We start from the raw sequence: 21399 nt of genomic DNA, 5'->3' as shown, positions 1-21399 counted from the left end.
TCTACACCTTGTGTTCCGAACCTAGCTTCCCGCTCTCCGTCGGCGAGGGCGCCGGGCTCGAAGTTGACGGAGTCGTGGTGCTCTCCGTCGGTGTGGGTGTTGGCTTGGGGGCGGTGGCAGTCGCCCGGGGCGATTTCATCGATGTCTTCTGTGAAGGGGTCTGCTGTGAAGGGGACGTCTTGGGCGTCACTCGCGTTGACGGACGGATCCTATGCGTCCGCTGCGGCGGGATGACAGCCGGCCGCCCGGGGGTACTGCGCGCCCGGCGGGTGGGCGAGGCGCTCGGACGATCGGCGGGGTCGCCCACGAGTCCCTCGCCGACCGGGCTGGTCGCCGGGGCGGCGGGCGGATCCCGCTCGTCCCCGCCGGACCCCGCGAAGGCCAGCCCCTTCCACAGCGAACCGACGACGATCACGAAGACCAGCACGAGGACGGCCGCTACGGACGCGTACGTCAGCGTCGTGCGTCGTTGCACTGTCCCACGCGAGAGGTTATCCGCCGCCCGGTCGGCGTCAAATCCCGACAAAGCAGCCGATTGGGTAACGATGGGGTCTCTGCCCCGGGCGGCGTGCCGGCCGCGCCGCGCGGGACCGCCGGAGGGCCTGGCAGGGGGCCCGGCGGAGGGTGCGGCGGCCGCCCCGGAGGCGGGCCGCACCGGCCGGGCCCGCGACAGCGACGCCCGGATCGCCAGCGCCCGCGCCGCGACACGCCCCGCGTCCGGCGGGCGGTCCAGCGGATCCTTCGCCAGCATCTCCATGATCAGCTCGCGGGCCTCCGGCGGCACCCGGGCCGGCAGCTCCGCGGGCGCGTCCCGGACGTGCTTGAGCGCCACCTCCACCGGCGTCGACCCGTCGAACGGCGGCGCGCCCGTCAGGCACTCGTAGGCCACCACGCCCAGCGAGTACAGGTCGGCCTTCGGCGACAGCTCCTTGCCCTGCGCCTGCTCCGGCGAGATGTAGTGCGCCGTCCCCATGACCATCCCGGTCTGGGTCTGCGACGCCGCCGCCAGCCGCCGCGCGATCCCGAAGTCGGTGATCTTCACGGTGCCGTCCGGGGACACCATCAGGTTCGCCGGCTTGACGTCCCGGTGCACGATCCCCGCTTCGTGCGCCACCGTCAGCGCCCGTCCCGCCTGCACCAGCAGGTCGAGGACGGCCTCCAGCGGCAGCCCCCCGTCGCGGGCGATGATCTCGTCGAGCGGCTCGCCCGACACCAGCTCCATCACCAGGAACGACCGGCCGCCGTGCTCACCGAAGTCGAACGCCCGCGCGATCCCCGGATGTCTCAGCTCCGCCGCGAACCGCGCCTCCGACTCGAACCGGGTGCGCGCCCGCACGTCCGAGCCGAGCTCCAGCCGCAGCAGCTTCACCGCGACCTGCAGGCCCGTCACCGCGTCCGACGCGCGCCAGACCTCGCCCATCCCGCCGATGGCCAGCCGCTCCAGCAGCCGGTACCGGTCGTTCAGGACGAGGCCCGGGTTCACTTCTGCAGGACCTTGGCCATGATCGCGGCCGCGACCGGGCCCGCGATCTCGGCGCCCGAGCCCGGCGCCTCGACCATCACGGCGAACGCGTACCGCGGGTCCTTGGTCGGGCTGAAGCCGACGAACCAGTTGGCGTTCGGGTTGCCCGGCCCCTGCTCGGCCGTGCCGGTCTTGCCGGCGATGCGCCGCCCGGCCAGGTTCTTCGCGGTGCCCTCGGAGACCACCGCGCGCATCATGTCCTCCAGCTGCCCGGCCTGGTCACCGGTCATCGCCTTCCCGAACTCCTTCGGGGACGCGCCGTACAGCTCGCTCTGGTCCTTGGCCCGGACGGTCTGCACCACGTACGGGTTCATGATCTTGCCCCCGTTGGCGACCGCGGCGGCGACCATCGCCATCTGCAGCGGGGTGGCGCGCACGTTCTCCTGGCCGATACCGGACCGGGCCGTCCCGTCCGCGCCCGTCGGGATCTTCTTGCCGCTCGCGTCCGTGAACGCCACCGGCACGTCGCTCTCGGCCGCCGGGAAGTCGGGCTCCAGCTTCACCCGCCGGCCGAACCCGAACTTCGAGGCTCCGTCGTGCAGCTCCTGGATGCCCATGTCCAGCGCCATCTTGCCGAACGTCGTGTTGCAGGACTCGGCGAACGCGCCGCGCAGCGAGGCCGCGCCGCCGCAGCTGCCGCTGTCGTGCGAGTTCGGCAGCGGCTGCCCCGACTCCGGCAGGAGCAGCTGGCCGGTGTCGACGGTCGTGGAGCTGCTGACGCCGAGCTTCTGCATCGCCAGCGCCGCCACCAGCGTCTTGAACGACGACCCCGGCGGGAACGTCTGGCTGAGCGCGTTGTCGACCAGGGGCTTGATGACGCCCTCGCCCTTGTCGAGCTGCTCCAGCCGCTTGCCGCCCTTCTCACCGGTCTGCGGCGCCACCTCGTTCGGGTCGAACGACGGCCACGAGGCGGCCACCTTCACCGCGCCCGACTTCACGTCGATCACCACGGCGCCGCCACGGCGGCCCTGCTGGGTCCGCGCCTTCAGCTGCGCGTACGCGGTGCGCTGCGCCTCCGGGTCGATCGTCAGCTCGACGTTCGCGCCCTCGGCCTTCTTGCCGATGAACACGTCGAACCAGTGCTGCTGCGTGATGCGCTTGTCCTTGCCGCCGAGCAGCGAGTTGTAGGCCCGCTCCACCTGCGTGGCGCCGCCGTTGAAGTACCCGGTGATCGGCGCGAAGACCGGCCCGTCCTTGTAGGACCGGCCGTACTTCGGGTTGTCCTTCCCGGTCTCCTTGGACGTCACCAGGATCTCGCCGCCCGCGGAGATCTGGCCGCGCGGCGCGTTGAACACGTCCGCGTACTGCCGGCTGTTGCGGGCGTCGGTGCGCAGGTCCTCGGCCTGGCTGCCCTGGACGTAGTTGACCTGCACCATCAGCCCGAAGAACAGCAGCATCGCGAAGATGGCCACCCGCCGAACCGGCTTGTCCATGTTCATAGGGGGGAAGTCACCTCGTGCTCACGATCTGGGTCATGCCCTCGTCCTGGATCGCCTGGGGGGCGGGCTTGCGCGCGTCATGGCTCATCCGCACCAGGATCGCGATCAGGATCCAGTTGGCCATCAGCGACGAACCGCCCTGCGACAGGAACGGCGTCGTGAGACCGGTGAGCGGGATGAGCCGGGTGACCCCGCCGACGATCACGAAGACCTGGAGGGCCAGCACGAACGACACACCGCCCGCGAACAGCTTCAGGAACGGGTCCCGCGCCGCCACGGCCGTCTTCATCCCGCGCTGCACGATCAACGCGTAGATCAACAGGATCACCATCAGCCCGGTCAGCCCGAGCTCCTCGCCGAGCGAGTCGAAGATGAAGTCGCTGAACGACAGCGGCGTCCGCCACGGCTCGCCCTGGCCGAGCCCCGTGCCGAGGACGCCGCCCTGCCCCAGCGCGAACAGCCCCTTCATGAGCTGCGCGCTGTCGGAGTACTCGCCGCCGAGCTTCGCGCAGGCCGTGAAGCCCGGCGAGATCACGCCCTCGACGTCGTTCTGCTTGTAGATCTCGGTGTCGGGGTTGACGGGGACGACCTTGCCGTTCTCCAGCAGGCAGCCGCCGTCGAAGTACGGCTTCGGGTTCTGCCAGATGTCGATGCGCTGGTTCACGTGGCCCATGAACGGCAGCAGCGTCGCGACGAACACGCCCACGGTGAGCAGCCCGACGCCGATCACCACCCAGGAGACCCGCTGCGTGGCGATGTAGAGCATCGACACGAACAGGCCGAAGAACAGCAGCGCGGTACCGAGGTCCTTCTGCAGGAACAGCACGCCCAGGCAGAAGAACCAGATCACCATGATCGGGCCGAGGTCGCGGCCCCGCGGCAGGCTGACCGGGCCGACCTTCTTGCCGATCAGCGACATCGCCTGCCGCTTGTTCACCAGGTACCCGGCGAAGAACACGACCAGCAGCAGCTTCGCGAACTCGCCCGGCTGCACCGAGAACGGCCCGAGGTGGATCCACACCCGGGCGCCGTTGATCTCCGCGCCGATGCCCGGGACGATCGGCAGCAGCAGCAGGATCACGGCGGTGAGGCCGATCAGGTACGTGTAGCGCTGCGCCGTCTTCGGGGTGAACGACAGCGGCGCGTCCGTCTTGTCGGTGTCCCGCATGATCAGGACGGCGGCGACGAACAGCACGATGCCGACGAACGTCCACATCAGCTGGCTGGGCGCGTCCGCGGCGTCCTCGATGAGCTTCTTGCCGGCCAGCGCCGCGGCCTTGCGGTCGGCGCTGGTGTCCAGGTCGAGCCGGTAGATCATCGTCAGCCCGATGCCGTTCAGCGCGACCGCGAGCGGCAGCAGCAGCGGGTCGGCGTACGGGGTGAACTTCGCCTGGACGAAGTAGGCGATGAACGCCAGCACCGCGAGGCCGCCGCCGTAGACGAACAGCCCCGCGGGGATCGTGCGGTCACGGGCCAGGCCGACCTCGGCGAACGCCGACAGCGTCAGCACCATCGCGAAGATCAGCAGGGCCAGCGAGGCCCCGTTGCGCTGCTGGTACGGCAACCGCGACCGGATCTGCTCCCCGAGCTGGTGCATCTACGAGCTCCCTCCGCTGGAGGGGCAGTCCTTCGGCTTGCCCGCCGCGTCGTCGACGCACGCCTTGTGCCGCTTCTGCACATCTTGCAGCGCGTTCTGCGCCGCGGTCCGGCCGATCATCGGCGCGGTGCCCTTGGCGATCTCCGTCGCGTCCGACCGGGGCAGCTCGCTCAGTGGCACGTCGCTGGTGACGATCTTCGTCTCCTTGCAGTTCCGCTGGTTCTTGCCCCGCACGATCGCGACCTTGCCCTCGAGCTGGACGAGGGAGTACTTGCAGACGGCCGCGGTCAGCTTCGACCAGTCCTGCGGGCCGTCCACGGTGTAGGTCGACTTGACCTGCTCGCCGATGTCCTCGGGCAGGTCGCTCACCTGGACCCGGGGCTCGGGCTGCTTGTCGGCCGGGCGCGACAGGTCGAGCCCCGGCACCTTCTGCGGCGTGCCCCGGTACAGGACGACGTTGTCGCCGCTCGCGCCGATGTAGTAGCCGTTCCGGACGTTCTGCAGCAGCACGAAACCGCCCGCCACCACGCCCACCACGACCACCCCGGCGACGACGATCAGCCACGTCCAGCGGCGGGCGCCGCCGCGCCGCGGCCGCTCCATCGGCGCCTGCTGGACCGTGCCCGGCGCGGGCGGGCCGCCCATCGGGTCGCCCATCGGCGCGGGCGCCGGCGGGGGAGGCCGCTCGTCCACCGCCACCGGCGGCTGCGGCCGCGTGTCGCGCAGCTGCGCCGCGCGCCCCGCCGGAGTGTCGGCCACCGTCGTGTTCGCGCCCGGGCCGCCGCCCGGCGGCTCCGGCGGCGCCGCGTTCGCCGCCGCGCCCACCGCCTGGCCGGGCCCGCCCGTCGGCGGATGGCGATCCAGGTCCACCACGTCGGCGACGACGCAGGTGATGTTGTCGGGCCCGCCGCCCCGGTTCGCCAGGTCGATCAGCTGCCGGACGCACTGCTCCGGGTCGTCCACGTCCGTCAGGACCTGGAAGATCGTCTCCGCCGTGACGACGCCCGACAGGCCGTCCGAGCACAGCAGGTACCGGTCGCCGACCACGGCCTCGCGCAGCGACAGGTCGGGATCGACCTCGCCGCGCCCGTCCAGCGCGCGCAGCAGCAGCGACCGCTGCGGGTGCGACGCCGCCTCGTCCGGGCTGATGCGCCCCTCGTCCACCAGCGACTGGACGAGCGTGTGGTCGTGCGTGATCTGGAACAGGCTGCCGTCGCGCAGCAGGTAGGCGCGGGAGTCCCCGATGTGCACCAGCGCGACCTGGTTGCCCGCCCACAGCATCGCCGTCAGCGTCGTCCCCATGCCCTGCAGGGCCGGATCGGACTCGACGATGCGGTGCAGGTTGTCGTTGGCCGTCTTGACCGTGTGCTCGAGCGCGGCCAGCAGCTCGGTCGCCGGCAGGTTCTTGTCGAGAGCGCGGAGCGCCTCGATCGCCGCGGCGCTCGCGATCTCACCGCCGACGTGCCCGCCCATGCCGTCGGCCACCGCCAGCAGGTGCGCGCCCGCGTACGCCGAGTCCTCGTTGCCCTCACGCAGCATGCCGACGTCGGAGCGCGCGGCGTAGCGGATTCCCAGAGTCATTTGCGCAGCTCGATCACGGTCTTGCCGATACGGACCGGAACGCCGGGCGGTACCGGCATCGGCCGGCTCACCTTCGTGCGTCCGAGATACGTCCCATTGGTCGAGCCGAGATCTTCCACGATCCACTGACCGTCCTGCGCGAAAAGTCGGGCATGCCGGCTCGAAGCGTAGTCGTCGGTCACGACCAGAGTGGCGTCATTGGCCCGGCCGATGGTGATGGGCACCCCGGTGAGGTCGATGACGGTGCCGGCCCGCTCCCCCTGGACCACCACCAGCTTCGTCGGGGCGCCGTGCTGGGCGCTGCGCTGCTGCCGCGGCGGCTTCGGCGGCCGGGCGGACCTCGGGGGCTGGGACGGGCGCGCGGCCGCCTTCGACGCGGCCTTCGAGCCGAACAGGTCGGCCCTGATCACACCGACGGCCGCGATGACGAACAGCCACAGCACCGCGAGGAACGCCAGCTTGATCAGCGTGAGGGTGAATGGGGACATCGGAGTCGGGGTTACTCCCTATCGCGGCGGAACACAAGGGTTGTCCGGCCCATCGTCACCCGGGAGCCGTCGACCAGCGTGACCCGCCGGATCGGCTGCCCGTTCACGAACGAGCCGTTGGTCGACCCTAGATCCACGAGAGCGATTTCGGGACCTTCTACGCGGATCTCGGCATGGTGCCGGGATACGCCCGGATCGACGAGTCGCAGGTCGCAGTCCGTACCGCGACCGAGCAGAGTGACAGGCGTATTGATCTCATAGGTGCGCTGCGTCGTGTCCGAGCCCTCCACGGCCGTCGTCACCAGCAGCCGCGGATGGCCGCCGAAGACACCGCCCCGGCCGCCCTGCGGCACATCGCTCACCGGCCGGCGGATCTCCCCGCCCTCCACCGTCGAGCCCCGGATGACCCCCGAACGGATCCGGAACATTCCCGTGGCGAGATCGCCCGCATTCTCGAACCGCACCCGCACCGGCCCCACGAAGGAGTACCCCTGCTCCTTCGCGTACTCCCGCGCGAGGTTCGCCAGCTCCTGGCTCAGGCTGTCGGCGTACACCTGCAGGCGCTGGCCGTCCTGCTGAGAGATCTCCACGACGAAGTCGTTCGGCACGAGGGTGCGGCCCTGCGCCACGATCGCAGCCCTGTCGTCCATCTCGCGCTGCACAGCACTGGCCACCTCGACCGGCTGCAGCTCCGACTTGAACGCACGGGCGAAGGCCCCTTCGACCATGCCCTCCAGCCGTCGCTCGAAGCGCTGAATGACGCCCACGGGCACCTCCCTTCCCCACTGGTAGACGATCGTATCGGTGCGAAGGTTCGCTCGGAGTATCTGGATACCTAACCACTGCCCGGCACGTGCTAGCCTTTTCAGGCACCCGGAAACGGGGCGGCACCCACGGGCGGGTGGCGGAACGGCAGACGCGCACGGTTCAGGTCCGTGTGTCCGAAAGGATGTGAGGGTTCAAATCCCTCCTCGCCCACTCGGAGTTGGGAGTGGTGTGCCCGCGGAGAGCGCGGGCCGCCACTCCTTCGTTGTGTTTGCCCCGGGGGCGACCCCCGGACCCCCCGTGTGGGGGCTCCGCCCCCACGCCCCCTTCCTCGGCTTCGCCTTTGGGGTGGGGCTTCGCCCCTTGCCCCCCTGTCCGGCGACCCCCGCGTGTGGGGGTTTCGCTTCCTCGGCTTCGCCTTTGGGGTGGGGCTTCGCCCCTTGCCCCCTGTCCGGGTTCGCGTCGCGTCCGCTTGGCTCGGCTTCGCGCGCTGATCGCGGGACCCTTCGCCGTGTCCGCGCGTGCAGTCGTCCGGCTCCTCGGGACGTCCTTTCCGGGGCTGCTGGGCTGGCCGTCTGACGGCAGCGGCTTCCCTGGCGTGAAGGGCAGCCGTGAAATCGCGATGGGCCTGGGTATGGGCGTCCTGCTGGTGACGGCCGTCGCCCCGTTCGGCGCCGGCAAGGCGGGCGCGACCCAGGAGGCGCCCGCCGTGCAGCCTCCCTCGCATTTTGCGGCAACTCGAATCTTCTGAAGCTCGGCAAGGGAGACGGCGATGACGATCAACGATTTGCGCGGTGTCCTCAAGGGGCGCGTGGTCCTGCCCGGTGACGACGGCTTCGAACAGGCGGCCATGGCGTGGAACCTGACCGTCGGGCAGCCCGTGGCAGCCGTGGCGGAGGCCGCGGATGCCGATGACGTGGCGGCGCTCGTCCGTTACGCGGGGCGGGCGGGTCTGACGGTGACCGCACAGCCGAGCGGGCATGGCGCCTCGGGTGAGGTGGAGGGCCTGATTCTGTTGCGCACCGGTTTGCTGAACGAAGTGGAGGTGCGCGTAGATGAGCGCGTCGTCCGGGTCGGTGCGGGCGTGACGTGGGGGCAGTTGCTGGCGGCGGCCGGGCCGCTGGGGCTGACGGGCCTGTCCGGCAGCGCGCCGGGGGTCAGCGTGACCGGCTACACCCTGGGCGGCGGGGTCGGCTGGTTCAGCCGCAAGTACGGCTTCGCCTCCGACAGCGTTCGCGCCATCGACATCGTGGACGCCGAGGGCGAGCCGGCCCGGGTGACCGCCGAGTCCGATCCCGAGCTGTTCTGGGCGCTGCGCGGCGGTGGCGGGGACTTCGCGGTGGTGACCGCCCTCGAACTCGAGTTGTATCCCGCGCCGGTCCTGTACGGCGGGCGCGTGACCTGGCCGGAGCACCGGGCCAGGGAGGTGTTCGACGCGTTCCTGGAGATCACCGCCGAGGCGCCGCGTGAACTCAGTGTCTGGGTCAACTGTCTCCAGCCCCCCGGCGCGTCGCCGATGGTGACGCTGGATCTGGCCTACCTGGGTGAGGCGGCTCGGGGGAAAGATCTGCTGAGGCCCATCGACAAGATCGAGGGCGCGATCTCCGATGGCCGTGGCGTCGTCCCGGTCGCCGGCCTGAGCGCCATCTCTCCCGAGCCCACCGACCCGACCCCCTCCATCAGCCGCGCGGAGCTGCTCACCGGCCTGGACGCCGGCGCGGTGGAGATCCTGCTGGCCAAGCCGGTCGAACCGCTGATCAACGTCCAGGTCAGGCATCTGGGCGGGGCGCTCGCCGAACCGGGCGCCGGGGCCGGTGCGAGCGGCGCGGTGGCCGAGCCGTACCTGCTCGGCATGGTGGGTCTCGGCCTGCCGCACGCGGCCGAAGTGACGCGCGCCAAGCAGGCCGAGGTCGTGGCCGACCTGGAGGCCTACATCGGCGGCCACAAGCCGTACACCCTGCTGTCCCCCGGTGAGACGGCGGCGCAGTCCTTCTCCGGCGGCGTGCTCGAGCGGCTGCGGCAGATCAAGCGGGCCCGTGACCCGCACAACGTGTTCCGCGCGAACTACCCGGTGCTCGAATAGATCAGGTTACGGCCGGTCCCGTGTCGCCTGCTGGGGGCCGTTGTGGGGTTTGTAGCTTGATGGTGGGGTCGGCGGGGGTGGTCAGGGCGGCTAGGAGTTGCAGCTTCTCGTCGCTGTCGTCGTTCTTGTCCGGGTAGTAGAGGACGAGGATGACGTCTTCTATCGGGAGCTTGTCGCGGTGCAGGCGTAGGTCGCCCACTACCGGGTGGTGGACGGTCGTGGTGCCTCCGTCCAGGGGGCGGACGTCGTGCCGGGCCCACAGCGTGCGGAAGCGTTCGCTGGACAGGGAGAGTTCGCCGACGAGTTCGACGAACCTCGGGTCGTCGGTGTCGTCCCCGATGGCGGTGCGGAGAGCGGCGACGAAACCGGCGGCGGCCTTCGTCCAGTCGTGGTGGAAAGCCTGCTCCTCGGGATCCAGGAAGAAGGAGCGGAGCCGGTTGTTGCCGGGCCGCAGCCGCGGGGAGAGCGCCACGGCCATGGGGTTGGACGCCAGGACGTCGAACGCGCGGCCTTCGACGAACGCGGGGATCTGCAGGTGGGCCAGGAGCTGGTGCACCCGTGCGGGGACGTGCTCCGGTCGCTTGCGGCGCCGGGTTCTCGGGCGTGGCGAGGCCAGGCCGAGGAGGTACTCCCTTTCGACGTCGTCCAGGTGCAGGACGCGGGCTAGTGCCTCCAGGACCTGCGGTGACGGGTTCTTGTCCTTGCCTCGCTCCAGGCGGACGTAGTAGTCGGGGCTGATGCCGGCGAGCAGGGCCACTTCCTCCCGGCGGAGGCCGGGGACGCGGCGCTTCGCCCCGGGCGGGATGCCCGCCTGCTCCGGGGAGACGAGGTCGCGCCGGGCGCGCAGGTAGTCGCCGAGCCGGTTGTCGTCCCTCATGACTCCACCGTACGAGGGGTACGCGATCCCTAGAGGGGGCCCTGTCAGGACCAGGGAAAACGGGGGCCCTGCCACATGGGGCGGAGACCGTTGAGGCTTGAGTCGGCACTGCTTTGAGTGAAGGGAAGAACTCGTGGATCTCTCCAGCCGTACTGTTCTCATCGTCGGCGGCACTTCCGGCATCGGACGGGAGCTGGCCCGGCGGTTCGCCGCGGCGGGCAGCACCGTGGCCGTCGCCGGTCGCAACGCGGAGGCGCTCGGTGAACTCGCCGATGAGGGCTTCGGCGCCTTCAGCATCGATGTCACGGATGCCGGCTCCGTCGCACAGGCCCGCGATGCCGTGCTCGTCCAGTACCCCGAGTTGGACACCGTGGTGACCATGTCGGGCGTCATGCTCTTGGAGGACCTGCGCGATCCCGCGCACTTCGAGGCCGCGTGGACGACCATCGACACCAACCTCGTCGGCACCATCCGGGTCATCGACGCCTTCACGCCGCATCTGGTCGGACGGGGTGCCGGCACGTTCGTCACCGTCACGTCCGGGATCGCGTTCCTGCCGTTCCCGCCCATGCCGACCTACGCCGCGTCGAAGGCAGCGGTCCACGCGTACTCGGAGGCGCTGCGCGCGCAGTTGGACGGTACCGGGGTGGGTGTCGTCGAACTCGTGCCCCCGGCCGTCGCCACGGCGGGGCAGGAGAAGGTGAATCCGCACGCCCTGCCGCTCGATGACTTCGCCACGGAGGTCATGCAACTGCTCGGGCAGAACCCGACTCCGGATGAGATTCTCGTTAAGGGGGTTCGCATGCACCGTTGGGCTGAGCGGGACGGTACTTACGACAAGCTCGTCGCGCAGCGGTCGCAGGCGCTGGCGATGCTTCCCGGCCGTCAGGGCTGAGCTCGGGCCCCGCGCCGGATGTCCGGCGCGGGGCCTCTTGGTCAGCCGTTCCAGCCGGTGGTGCCGATCAGGCGGCGGTCCGCGGCGGCGATCGCCGGGCCGGGGTAGAGCCAGAGCTTCCCGGTCGCGCGGTCGACGCCGGACAGGTCGGCGTCGGTGTGGCCGGTGACCCTGAACATGCCGCTGGGCTGCATGTCCGCGGCGAGCCACGCGAGGTCCGGGGGGCCGACCAAGATCTTCTGACGTCGCGGCGCCGTGATCGGTTCTCGTCATGTCACCGGGCCGTCCAGGGCCACGCCGTACAGGTGCTTGACCCGGAGCCTGATGACCAGGCGCCGGTCGCGCACCATCCGCTCGAAGAACTCCCGCTCGTCGGCCGGGTCGATGTGGCCGAAGAGGGGGAGCAGTTCGCGGCCGATCGCGTCGCCCGGCTCCGCGGTGACCTCCGAGACCTCGGCCTCGCCCTCGGCGACGGCGTAGGAGAGGACGGTCTCGCCCTGGACCTGGAACGTCGCGCGCGGGTCCCTGAGCAGGTGGCGGACCTTGATGCGGTCGGCGACGGACGGGATCCGGATGATCCGCTCGTCCGGATCCCAGGAGTAGACCATCGAGGCCAGATGCGGCTGGCCGCCGTGCTTCAGGGTCGCCAGCGAACCGAAGGTCTGCCCGCCGAGGACCCGGACCGCCTCCTCCTCGGTGAGTGCGCGGGGGGCGGGGCCCTGGCCGGGGCCGTAGGCGGTGTCGTCGCTCATGTGCGGTCATCTCCTCCTGGTGGGTCCAACAGGGGGGACTCTAGCAGATAGTTTTGTTATAGATGATCTGATGCGGATTTAGTTCCTCCGCGCACGTGTGGTGAGGGTCGGGGCCGGCGGTCGGACATAATCGACGGTGCTGCGGCATCGTCCGCAATTAAGGCTGGTGGCCGTGGACCAACTGCTCGGGCGGGCCTCGGAGCGCGCCCTGCTGGATCGGGCCATCGAGGCGGTGCGCGCCGGGGAGAGCCGCGTGCTCGTGCTGCTGGGGGAACCGGGGGTCGGCAAGTCGGCGCTCCTGGACTACGCGGAGCGCGCGGCGGCGGACGTCCGGGTCCTGCGGGTGGTGGGCGTCGAGTCGGAGATGGAGCTGGCCTTCGCCGCCCTGCACCAGTTGTGCGCGCCGCTGATGGACGGCCTGGGCGGCCTCCCGGAGCCGCAGCGCGAGGCGCTGGAGACGGTGTTCGCGCTGCGCGCCGGGCCTCCGCCGGAGCGCTTCCTGGTCGGGCTGGCGGTGCTGGGGCTCCTCTCGGACGCGTCCGAGAAGGGACCCTTGCTGTGCGTGGTGGACGACGCGCAGTGGCTGGACCGCGCGTCCGCGCAGATCCTCGGTTTCGTCGCGCGCCGGCTGCTGGCCGAGTCGGTCGCGCTGCTGTTCGGGTCCCGGGAGCGTCCGCGGGACCTCATCGGGTTGCCGGAGCTGGAGATCACGGGGCTGGACGAGGCGGAGGCGCGGGCCCTGCTGGACTCGGTGACGCGGGGCCGGCTCGACGGGCACATCCGCGACCGGCTCGTGGCCGAGACCAGGGGCAACCCCCTGGCCCTGCTCGAACTGCCGCGCGGGCTCTCGGCGACGCAGCTCGCGGGCGGGTTCGGGCTGCCGCACGCCGTCGCGCTCCGGAGCCGGATCGAGCAGAGCTTCAGCGCCCGCATCGAGGCGCTGGGCGAGCGGACCCGGATGCTGCTGCTGGTCGCCGCCGCCGAGCCCACCGGCCATCCCGCGCTGATCTGGGCGGCCGCCGAACGGCTCGGCATCACGCCGGCGGCGGCCCTGGCGGCCGGGATGGACGGCCTGCTCCAGCTCGGCACCCGGGTGCTCTTCCGCCATCCGCTGGTGCGGTCGGCCGTGTACGGGTCGGCGCGGCACCAGGACCGCCGGGCGGTGCATCTGGCCCTGGCCGAGGCGACGGACGCGGAGGCCGACCCCGATCGCCGCGCCTGGCATCGGGCGTCCGCGACGACCGGGCCGGACGAGGAGGTGGCCGCCGAGCTGGAACGGTCCGCGGGGCGGGCGCAGGCGCGCGGCGGGCTCGCCGCCGCGGCGGCGTTCCTGCAACGGTCGGCGGTGCTCAGCGTCGACCCCTCGCGGCGCGCCGACCGCGCGCTGGCCGCCGCCGACGCCGCGCTGCGGGCGGGCGACCTGGAGGCCGCGCGGCAGCTGGCCGCCATCGCCGACCGGAACGCGCGGAGCGAGGTGCAGCGGGTCCGCGCCCACCTCGTGCACAGCCACATCACGTTCGCGGCGGGCTTCGGCGACGAGGCGCCGCCGATGCTGCTGGAGGCCGCGCGGCGGCTGGAGCCGTTCGACATGGACGCGGCGCGGGAGACCTACCTCATCGCCTGGGGCAGCGCCTCCTACGGGGCCGTGAACCGGGAGAGCCTCACCGCGATCTCCGAGGCGATCAGGCGGCTGCCCGCGCCGGACGGGCCGCCGATCGTCCGCGACCTGGTGCTGGAGAGCTGCGCGCTGCTCGTCACCGCCGGGCGAGGCACCGCGCTCCCGGTGATGCGCGAGGCGGTGCGGGCGCTCGTCGAGGCGCCCGCGGAGGACCTCCTGAAGTGGAGCTGGGCCGCGAACGGCCTGGTCGCGCTGGCCTGGGAGGACCGGATCATGACGCAGACGCCGGCCCGGGTGCTGGCGGAGGTCCGCGCGGCCGGCGCGCTGGCCGACCTGCCCGTCTACCTGCACGCGCTGGGCATCCCGGTTCTGCTCGGCGGCGATCTCGACGCCGGTGCGGAGATCGCCGCCGAGTCCGAGGCGGTCGCCGCGGCGACCGGCGTGCCGATGACGCAGCACACCAAGCTCCTGCTGGCCGCGCTGCGGGGCCGGGAGGCGGACGCGTCGCCGCTGCTCGCCGCCGCGATCGAGGAGGCCGGCGCGGGCGGCCAGATGGCGGGCGTCGCGACCGCGCAGTGGGCGCGGGCGATCCTCTGCAACGGCCTGGCCGACTACGAGCGCGCGCTGTCCGCGGCGCAGGCCACCATCGAGAGCGGGAACGCGCTGGTCTCGCAATGGGCGCTTCCAGAGCTCGTGGAGGCGGCGACGCGCGCGGGGAACGCCATGGCCGCGCACGGGGCGCTGGACGACCTGGCGGACACGGCCGAACCCTGCGACACCGACTGGGCCCAGGGCATCCTGACCCGCTGCCGGGCGCTGCTGAGCGACGACGACGCGGCCGCGGACCTCTACCGTGAGGCGATCGAGCGGTTGGAACGGACGGTCCTGCGTCCCGAGCTGGCGCGCGCCCACCTGCTGTACGGCGAGTGGCTGCGCCGCGACCGCCGCCGGGTCGAGGCGCGGACCCACCTGCGCACCGCCTACGAGATGTTCACGTCGATCGGGATGGAAGCGTTCGCGGAGCGCGCGCGGCGAGAGCTGCTCGCCACCGGTGAGACCGTCCGCAAACGCCGGGACAAGGCCGCGGCGGACGCGCGGCTGACGCCGCAGGAGCAGCAGATCGCCCTGCTCGTCCGGGACGGCCTGTCCAACCCGGAGGTCGCGGCCCGCCTCTTCGTGAGCCCCCGCACCGTCGAGTGGCACCTCCGCCAGGTCTTCACCAAGCTCGGGATCAGCTCGCGCAAGCAGCTTCCCGACGTCCTCCCGCGCGACGAGTCCGTCTCCGCACCCCCGGCGTAGGCCCGTCCGGCGACCTCGGCGGGAGTCGACCAGGGACACACACTGGTGCGACCGGTGCCCGCCTGGACGAGGTTTGGAGTGTCGGCCTTCCGCCGAGCGTCCGGAGGCGCGGGTCCAGCGACCGGCTTCCGGGCGTCCCCCCATCCATCGGTCACCATGTTCCCCCGTGGCCACGGAGAGAATGAGGCCGCCTTGCCGGATCAGCCGTTGGACGGAGCCGTCGCGCTCGTCACCGGAGCGGGCGGCGGGATCGGCGCCGCGACCGCGCGCCGCCTCGCCCGCGAGGGCGCGGTCGTCGCCCTGCTCGGCTCCCCCGGCGACCGCTCTCCCGGCGGCTCTCCGGGCGTCCCCTCTCCAGGGCACGGCTTGGCGCGGGTCGCGGACGACATCGCGGGGTTCGGCGGGCACGCCGTCGCGGTGGAGGCCGACGCCACCGGCCCCGCCGGGGCTGAAGACGCGGTGCAGCAGGTACTCGACCGGTTCGGGCGGCTGGACGTCCTGGTCAACGGCCCCGGGGTCAGGCTGCTCAACTCGGCGCTGCACACCACCGTCGAGGACTGGGACCGGATGGTCGCGCTCAACGTCGAGGCGCTGCTGCACGTCACGCACGCCGCCGTCCCGCACCTGATCTACGCGGCGTCGACGTCGCCGCGGCAGGTCGCGGACCTGGTGAACGTCGGATCCGCGGCCGGGCGCGCCCCCCGGCCGGGGAGCAGCGTCTACGCGCTGGGCGCGTCCGGCCTGAGCGCCTTCACCGAATCGCTGCGCCAGGAGCTGATCCGCGAGCAGGTCCGGGTCGGCGTGGTCGAGCCCGGCTTCGCCGAGGCCGGGCTGGCGGACGACGTCGCGGACGCCATCGGCTACATCGTCACCCGGGACCGGCGGGTCGCCGTCAACCAGATGCTGGTGCGCGCCGCCGACCAGGTGTGGTGACGCCGCACGGAGCGGATCCCGGGCCGGTTCAGCGGGGTCAGGGCCGTCCGACCTGGGAGTCGGGCGGCCCTGTCCGGGGGCGGGCATGCGGGGTCAGACCTTGTTGAAGGTCCGCTTGGCCCAGAGGTAGGAGAGGACGCCGATGCCGGCGCACCAGGCGGTGGCGATCGCGGCGTTGTCGCCGATCGCGGTGCCGAGGAGCAGCCCGCGGACGGTCTCCATGATCGGTGTGAACGGCTGGTAGTCGGCGAACCAGCGCAGGGCGGTGGGCATCGAGTCGGTGGGGACGAAGCCGCTGCCGAGGAAGGGCAGGATGACCAGCGGCATCGGGGCGTTGCTGGCGGCCTCCGGGGTCGCGGCCTTCAGGCCGAGCGCAACCGCCAGCCAGGTGATCGCCACGATGAACAGCAGGAGCAGCCCGGCCGCGGCGAGCCACTCGACGGCCGTCGCGTTCGGGCGGAAGCCGATCGCGAACGCGATGCCGATGAGGACCGCCATGCCGAGGAGCTGCTGGACGACGCTGCCGACGACATGGCCGGTGAGCACCGACGCCCGCGAGATCCGCATGGTCCGGAACCGGGCGATGATGCCCTCGGTCATGTCGGTGGCGGCCATGACGGCGGTCCCCGTCGCGGCGGTGGCCGCCGCCATCAGCAGGATGCCCGGCAGGACGTAGTCGACGTAGGCGTCCCGGCCGCCGCCGAGGCCGCCCCCGAGGCCGCTGCCGAGCGCGCCCCCGAGGACGTAGACGAACAGCAGCAGCAGGATGACGGGCGTGATGATCAGCTGCACGGTCATGGCCGGGTAGCGCACCAGCCGCTTCAGCTGCCGCCGGACCATGGTGGAGGAGTCGCGCATGGCGAGGGTGAGGGCGCTCATCGGACGGGCTCCTTCTCGGTGCCGGTGACGTTGTCGGTGCCGGTGCCGGTGCCGGTGCCGGTGCCGGTGCCGGTGCCGGTGCTGGTGCTGGTGCCGGTGCCGGTGAGGGTGAGGAAGACGTCGTCGAGGTCGGGGGTGCGGACGCTCATCTCGGCGACGTCGATCGAGCGCGCGTCCAGCAGGACGAGCAGTTCGCGGACCGCGTCCACGCCGCCGTCGCTCGGTACCCGCAGGGTGAGCGCGTCGGCGTCGGCGACGCCGGTGGGGACGGCGTCGCGGGCCGCGCCGAGCATGGCCGCGTCGGCGAAGGTGAGCTCGATGTGGCCGCCGGGGATGAGGCGCTTGAGCTCCTCGGCGGTCCCCTCGGCGATCAGCCGCCCGCCGTCGAGCAGGGCGATCCGGCCGGCGAGCTCGTCGGCCTCCTCCAGGTACTGGGTGGTCAGGAAGATCGTGACGCCGCCCGCGACGAGCTCCCGGACGATCTGCCACATGGCGCGGCGGCTGCGCGGGTCGAGACCGGTGGTGGGCTCGTCCAGGAAGATCAGCCGCGGGTCGCCGACCAGCGTCATCGCGAGGTCGAGCCGGCGCTGCATGCCGCCGGAGTAGGTCCCGGCGGGCCTGCGCGCCGCCTCGGCCAGGTCGAACCGCTCCAGCAGCTCGGCGGCCCGGCGCCGGCCGTCCCGGCGGGACAGGTGCCGGAGGTCGGCCATGAGCAGCAGGTTCTCCTCACCGGTGAGCAGCTTGTCGACGGCCGAGTACTGGCCGGTGACGCCGATCGCGCCGCGCACCTCGTCCGGCTCGCGGGCCAGGTCGTGGCCGGCGACCCGGACGGTGCCGCCGTCGGCCCGGATCAGGGTGGACAGGATCTGGACGGTGGTCGTCTTGCCGGCGCCGTTCGGGCCGAGCAGGGCGAAGATCGTCCCTTCGGGGACGGCGAGGTCGACGCCGTCGAGCACGGTCGTGTCGCCGTAGGACTTGCGGAGCCCGTTCGCGGCGATGGCCAGGGGGGTCATGGGTGCCTGCTCCTTAGAGGCTGCGCGCGACGATGTCGCCGTAGCCGGTCGTGGCGTGGACGGCCAGGTCGGCGACGCCGCCGGTGTTCCTGAGCGAGTTGCGGATCCGGCCGTGGGACGTGCCGGCGTCCAGCGAGGCGGAGACCCCGGCGGCGGCGCCGACCGACACCTCGCCGGCCTGCGTGCGCAGCACGACCGTGCCGCGCACCGCCTCGGCCACGCTGATGTCGCCCTTCTGGGTGCTGATCTCCGCGGGGCCGGTGAGGCGGCCGACCGAGACGTCCCCGGCGGCGGTGGCGAGCCGGGCGCCCGCCGCCTCGTCGATCTTGATGGAGCCGTGGGAGCCCGCGTAGACGACCTCGCCGAGCCGTCCGACGCCGCGGAAGTCGGCACTCGCGGCCGTCGCCTCGACCCGGGATCCGGCGGGCAGCCGCACCGTCACCTCCACGGACCCGGACGGGCCGAAGAGCTGGTGGCGCGCCGCGGCCCCCGAGATCCGCAGGACGCCGTCGGCGTACTCGACGGAGGTCTGCTCGGCGGCCTGCACGTCGCGGGACTTCGCGGGGTTCGCGGGGCGGACCTCGACCGCCGTCCGGGCCGGGTCGGCGCCGATGAGCTGGACGCGGCCGGCGGGGATGTCGAGGACGGCGGTGATCGGGGCCGGGGTGTCGAAGTGCTGCATGGCGTGCTCCTTGGCTCGTCATTTCTGATGTCGGAAACGCTACGTTGCATTTCGCATTCTGGCAACGAACTTGTTGCATTGAGCTCGTGTTATTGCAGGTTAACCGTGCTAAATCGTTGCAACGGTGTGAGCTTGAATGCAATGGCGAGGCGTCCATTGCGTTGCAATGACTTGAGGTGAACGCTATGGTGGGCGGCGAACGCGGGGACGATGGAGGAGGTGGCGATGCCGGGAGGCCGGCTCACCCAGCAGGAACGCCGGCAGATCGCGCTGGGCCTGGCCGACGGCCTCGCCTACGCGGAGATCGCCAGACGGCTCGACCGCCCCACGTCCACGGTCACGCGCGAGGTGATGCGCAACGGCGGCCCCGGCGGCTACCGCGCCGACCTGGCCCAGCGCGCCGCCGAGCGCCGCGCCGTCCGGCGCCGGACGGCGGCCCCCCGCGGGCCGGGGGCGTCCCCGCAGGCCGATGGGCGCGACCCCGAGGCGCTGCGCGAGTACGAGGAGGTCTTCACGACCGTCCTCATGCAGTCGGGCCTGTCCAACCGGATGATGGCGCGGGTGCTGGTCGCCCTCTGTACCAGCGACTCCGGCAGCCTCACCGCCGCCGAACTCGTCCGGCGGCTGGAGGTCAGCCCGGCGTCCATCTCCAAGGCGATCAAGTTCCTGGAGAGCCAGGACCTCGTCCGCCGGGAGCGCGACGAGCGCCGCCGCGAGCGCTACGTCGTGGACGAGGACCTCTACTACCAGTCCATGGTCGGCAGCGTCCGGTCGCTGGAGCAGCAGGTCGAGGTCCTCCGGCAGGGCGTCGGCATCCTCGGCCCGGGCACCCCGGCCGCCGTCCGGCTGGAGAACGTCGCGCGGTTCCTCGACTTCGTCGGCGAGAGCCTGAGCCGCGCCGCCGAGCAGGCCCGCGAGATCCTCTACAGCGGCACCCCGTCCGCCGGGCCCCGCTCGGCGGACGACAACCGGTAGGCGACGGCCCCGGCCGTCACGCGGCGGCGAACTCGGCGGCGTGGTCGGCGGCCCACTCGGTGAACGACCGCGGCGGGCGGCCGGTGAGGCGCTCCACATGGTCGGTCGTGAGGTCGGACGCCGGCCTGCGCACCGAGGCGGCGATCAGCGCCTCGACCAGCGGTGCGGGACGCCCGTCCGCGAGCATCCGCGCCCGCGCCGCGTCGGCGGGGACGGCCTCGAAGCGCAGCGGGCGCCCGAGCGCCGCGCCGAGGCGGGCGACCTGCTCGGCGCGGCTGAGCACCTCCGGCCCCGTCAGCAGGTACGGGCTGTGCCCGGACGGGCCCTGCTCGGACGGGCCCTGCTTGAACGAGCCGTCGTCGTTGAGCAGGGCGGCCGCGGCCGCGTCGGCGACATCGCGCTCGTCGACGACGGCCGTGGGTGCGACGTCCGGCCCTGAAACGATGTCGCCCGCGCGCACCTGCGCCGCCCAGCCACGGGCGTTGGAGGCCAGCGTGTCGCTGCGCAGGATCACCGGCCGCAGCCCGGCGCCGTGCAGCAGGGCCTCCATGTCCGCGTGCACCTGGACGATGGGGTCGCTCTGGCGGGCGTTCTGGTCGGTTATGGCCGTAGATGACACGTAGACGACGCGGGGCGCCGCCGCTGCGAGTTCCGCGACCACTCCGTGAGCGGGCGTGGCATCGAGCAGTGGCCAGATGAGGAACACCGCGTCGACGCCGTCGAGTGCCGCGCGCGCGGTGGCGGGGTCGGTGAGGTCGCCGACCACTGTCTCGGTCGCGGACCGCGCTCCGTCCGGCCGCCGCGACAGGCTCCGCACCCGTGCGCCGCGCGCGCGGAGGCGGCCGGTGAGCTCGCGGCCGAGGTTGCCGGTCGCCCCAGTGACCAGGATGGTCGGACGGGGCCGGGGGATCGAGGGACGGATGTCGTCGGGCATGCTCGGGACGGTAGGGGTTCAGGTCGACATGAAGGCAAGGTCGGGCAGTGAGGACGATCGGTGAGGTGGCGGCTGAGCTGGGCGTCGCGGCGCATGTCCTGCGGCATTGGGAGGACGTCGGGGCCCTCACCGTGCCCCGCGACGGCAACGGCCACCGGCGCTACGACGACGCGGCCGTGGAGCAGGCCCGCACCGTGCTGAAGCTCCGCCGCGTCGGCCTGTCGCTGCCCGAGGTCATCGCCGCCATGGCGCCGACGAAGGCGGCGGCGCAGGCGGTCGTGCGGGCGAAGATCGCCGCGCTGGAGGCCGAGATCGCGCGGCGCCGGGAGGCCGTCACCTTCCTGGCGCACACCGCCGAGTGCCGGCACCGTTACCTCGACGAATGCCCGGACTGCGCGGCATTCGTCCGCGAGGACTGAGAGCGGGCGCGGGGGCGGGGGCTCCCGTCAGGCGTGCAGCCTGGTCTCGTGTCCGGTGGACGAGCCGTTCTTCGTGTCCGCCCCGTTCTTCGTGTTCGCCCCGCTCTTCGTGTTCGCAGGGCGCGGCCAGGTGCGGCCGCTGAGGCGTTCGATGTCGGTGTTGAAGCGGCGCAGGTAGGCGGCGAAGGTGGCGATGTCCTCGTCCGACCAGTCGGCCATGACGCGGTCGAGGCCGTTGATGATGATCGCGCGCTCCTCGTCGAGGAGGCGGGCGCCCTCGGCGGTGATGCGGAACTTGCGGGCGATGCCGCCCTCGGGGTCGGGGATGCGCTCCAGCAGGCCGGCGCGCATCGCCGCGGCGGTCTGCCGGTTGAGGGTCGAGGCGTCGAGCCCGAACGCCTCGCTCAGCTCGCCGATGGACATCGGCCCCTGGAGGCGGATCCGGCTGAGCAGCACGTAGGCGCTGCGCTCCAGTCTCCCGGCCCGGTGGCGCATGACCTCGTGGCGGCTGAGCAGCATCTGCTCGTACTCGACCTCGTGCGTGGGCCTGACCATGGCCGTTGCCCTCCTCTTGCCGGGACTGCCCGCCCGTTCGTGGACGCCCCCGCCTCCATCCTCGCAGAGAGCCCCGCGGATCCGCCGGGAGGT

21 protein-coding genes and 1 tRNA gene are annotated in these 21399 nt (G+C 72.3%); 8 read left to right on the top strand and 14 right to left on the bottom strand.

Annotated features, from left to right (window positions below; translation table 11 throughout):
• Position 1: 1 nt before the first annotated feature.
• From CHF16_RS20130 to CHF16_RS20105, 6 genes are read right to left on the bottom strand one after another with little or no spacing between them, the layout of a single operon-like run.
• Entirely contained in the window at positions 2-1483 is a 1482-nt protein-coding gene (locus CHF16_RS20130; protein WP_089327627.1) for a serine/threonine-protein kinase, read from the bottom strand.
• The gene (locus CHF16_RS20125; protein ID WP_245868866.1) at positions 1480-2955 is read right to left on the bottom strand and encodes a peptidoglycan D,D-transpeptidase FtsI family protein; all 1476 of its coding nucleotides are present in this window, start codon (positions 2953-2955) and stop codon (positions 1480-1482) included. The genes CHF16_RS20130 and CHF16_RS20125 overlap by 4 nt, the downstream gene beginning before the upstream one ends.
• 16 nt (positions 2956-2971) lie before the next feature.
• Positions 2972-4558, bottom strand: a complete 1587-nt coding sequence (locus tag CHF16_RS20120; protein ID WP_089327625.1) for an FtsW/RodA/SpoVE family cell cycle protein — start codon at positions 4556-4558, stop codon at positions 2972-2974.
• Positions 4559-6139 (bottom strand): Stp1/IreP family PP2C-type Ser/Thr phosphatase, encoded by a 1581-nt coding sequence (locus tag CHF16_RS41895; RefSeq protein ID WP_089327624.1) that lies wholly within the window; start codon positions 6137-6139, stop codon positions 4559-4561. It abuts the gene before it with no gap.
• Complete coding sequence (locus tag CHF16_RS20110; RefSeq protein ID WP_089327623.1) at positions 6136-6627, bottom strand: FHA domain-containing protein FhaB/FipA; 492 nt, start codon at positions 6625-6627, stop codon at positions 6136-6138. The genes CHF16_RS41895 and CHF16_RS20110 overlap by 4 nt, the downstream gene beginning before the upstream one ends.
• A gap of 11 nt (positions 6628-6638) precedes the next feature.
• Entirely contained in the window at positions 6639-7394 is a 756-nt protein-coding gene (locus CHF16_RS20105) for an FHA domain-containing protein (RefSeq protein WP_067627928.1), read from the bottom strand.
• A 128-nt stretch (positions 7395-7522) separates the two neighbouring features.
• On the opposite strand from CHF16_RS20105, the gene CHF16_RS20100 reads away from it, so the two are divergent.
• From CHF16_RS20100 to CHF16_RS20090, 3 genes are all read left to right on the top strand, one after another.
• Positions 7523-7605, top strand: a tRNA-Leu gene (locus CHF16_RS20100).
• A gap of 298 nt (positions 7606-7903) precedes the next feature.
• A complete protein-coding gene (locus CHF16_RS40360) occupies positions 7904-8143 on the top strand; it encodes a hypothetical protein (protein ID WP_179271611.1) in 240 nt (79 codons plus the stop codon).
• 21 nt (positions 8144-8164) lie between these two features.
• Entirely contained in the window at positions 8165-9475 is a 1311-nt protein-coding gene (locus tag CHF16_RS20090) for an FAD-binding oxidoreductase (RefSeq protein WP_089327622.1), read from the top strand.
• A gap of 1 nt (position 9476) precedes the next feature.
• On the opposite strand, the gene CHF16_RS20085 is transcribed toward CHF16_RS20090, so the two are convergent.
• Entirely contained in the window at positions 9477-10352 is an 876-nt protein-coding gene (locus tag CHF16_RS20085) for a helix-turn-helix transcriptional regulator (RefSeq protein ID WP_089327621.1), read from the bottom strand.
• A gap of 133 nt (positions 10353-10485) precedes the next feature.
• On the opposite strand from CHF16_RS20085, the gene CHF16_RS20080 reads away from it, so the two are divergent.
• Positions 10486-11247, top strand: coding sequence for an SDR family oxidoreductase (locus CHF16_RS20080; protein WP_089327620.1), 762 nt, complete (start codon positions 10486-10488; stop codon positions 11245-11247).
• A 41-nt stretch (positions 11248-11288) separates the two neighbouring features.
• Here CHF16_RS20080 and CHF16_RS40355 read toward each other — a convergent pair whose 3' ends face one another.
• Complete coding sequence (locus tag CHF16_RS40355) at positions 11289-11480, bottom strand: hypothetical protein (RefSeq protein ID WP_089327619.1); 192 nt, start codon at positions 11478-11480, stop codon at positions 11289-11291.
• A 36-nt stretch (positions 11481-11516) separates the two neighbouring features.
• Positions 11517-11999 carry a TIGR03618 family F420-dependent PPOX class oxidoreductase gene (locus CHF16_RS20070; RefSeq protein ID WP_089327618.1) on the bottom strand — a complete coding sequence of 161 codons (483 nt, stop codon included), beginning with the start codon at positions 11997-11999 and terminating at the stop codon, positions 11517-11519.
• Positions 12000-12171: 172 nt separating this feature from the next.
• Between CHF16_RS20070 and CHF16_RS20065 the strand changes: the two genes are divergently transcribed.
• Both CHF16_RS20065 and CHF16_RS20060 read left to right on the top strand, forming a co-directional pair.
• Positions 12172-14916, top strand: a complete 2745-nt coding sequence (locus tag CHF16_RS20065) for an ATP-binding protein (RefSeq protein WP_089327710.1) — start codon at positions 12172-12174, stop codon at positions 14914-14916.
• Between the two features lie 192 nt (positions 14917-15108).
• Complete coding sequence (locus tag CHF16_RS20060; protein WP_245868864.1) at positions 15109-15849, top strand: SDR family NAD(P)-dependent oxidoreductase; 741 nt, start codon at positions 15109-15111, stop codon at positions 15847-15849.
• Between the two features lie 93 nt (positions 15850-15942).
• Here CHF16_RS20060 and CHF16_RS20055 read toward each other — a convergent pair whose 3' ends face one another.
• The 3 genes from CHF16_RS20055 to CHF16_RS20045 are packed head-to-tail and all read right to left on the bottom strand — an operon-like array spanning position 15943 to position 18423.
• Positions 15943-16728, bottom strand: a complete 786-nt coding sequence (locus CHF16_RS20055; RefSeq protein WP_089327616.1) for an ABC transporter permease — start codon at positions 16726-16728, stop codon at positions 15943-15945.
• Positions 16725-17741, bottom strand: a complete 1017-nt coding sequence (locus CHF16_RS20050; RefSeq protein WP_089327615.1) for an ATP-binding cassette domain-containing protein — start codon at positions 17739-17741, stop codon at positions 16725-16727. The genes CHF16_RS20055 and CHF16_RS20050 overlap by 4 nt, the downstream gene beginning before the upstream one ends.
• A 13-nt stretch (positions 17742-17754) precedes the next feature.
• Entirely contained in the window at positions 17755-18423 is a 669-nt protein-coding gene (locus CHF16_RS20045) for a DUF4097 family beta strand repeat-containing protein (protein WP_089327614.1), read from the bottom strand.
• 225 nt (positions 18424-18648) lie between these two features.
• Here CHF16_RS20045 and CHF16_RS20040 point away from each other — a divergent pair, with 225 nt between their 5' ends.
• Positions 18649-19398 (top strand): helix-turn-helix domain-containing protein, encoded by a 750-nt coding sequence (locus CHF16_RS20040; protein WP_089327709.1) that lies wholly within the window; start codon positions 18649-18651, stop codon positions 19396-19398.
• A 16-nt stretch (positions 19399-19414) separates the two neighbouring features.
• On the opposite strand, the gene CHF16_RS20035 is transcribed toward CHF16_RS20040, so the two are convergent.
• Positions 19415-20332 (bottom strand): NAD(P)H-binding protein, encoded by a 918-nt coding sequence (locus CHF16_RS20035; RefSeq protein ID WP_089327613.1) that lies wholly within the window; start codon positions 20330-20332, stop codon positions 19415-19417.
• A gap of 47 nt (positions 20333-20379) precedes the next feature.
• On the opposite strand from CHF16_RS20035, the gene CHF16_RS20030 reads away from it, so the two are divergent.
• Positions 20380-20751: a MerR family transcriptional regulator gene (locus CHF16_RS20030; protein WP_218826746.1), complete on the top strand. Its 372-nt coding sequence runs from the start codon at positions 20380-20382 to the stop codon at positions 20749-20751.
• A gap of 27 nt (positions 20752-20778) precedes the next feature.
• Here CHF16_RS20030 and CHF16_RS20025 read toward each other — a convergent pair whose 3' ends face one another.
• Entirely contained in the window at positions 20779-21306 is a 528-nt protein-coding gene (locus CHF16_RS20025; RefSeq protein WP_089327611.1) for a MarR family winged helix-turn-helix transcriptional regulator, read from the bottom strand.
• Between the last annotated feature and the right edge of the window lie 93 nt (positions 21307-21399).

It is taken from the genome of Actinomadura meyerae (assembly GCF_900188445.1).
GTDB classification, from domain to species: Bacteria; Actinomycetota; Actinomycetes; order Streptosporangiales; family Streptosporangiaceae; genus Spirillospora; species Spirillospora meyerae.
The sequence above is the reverse complement of the archived record's forward strand: the minus strand, read 5'-3'. Positions and strand labels throughout refer to the sequence as shown.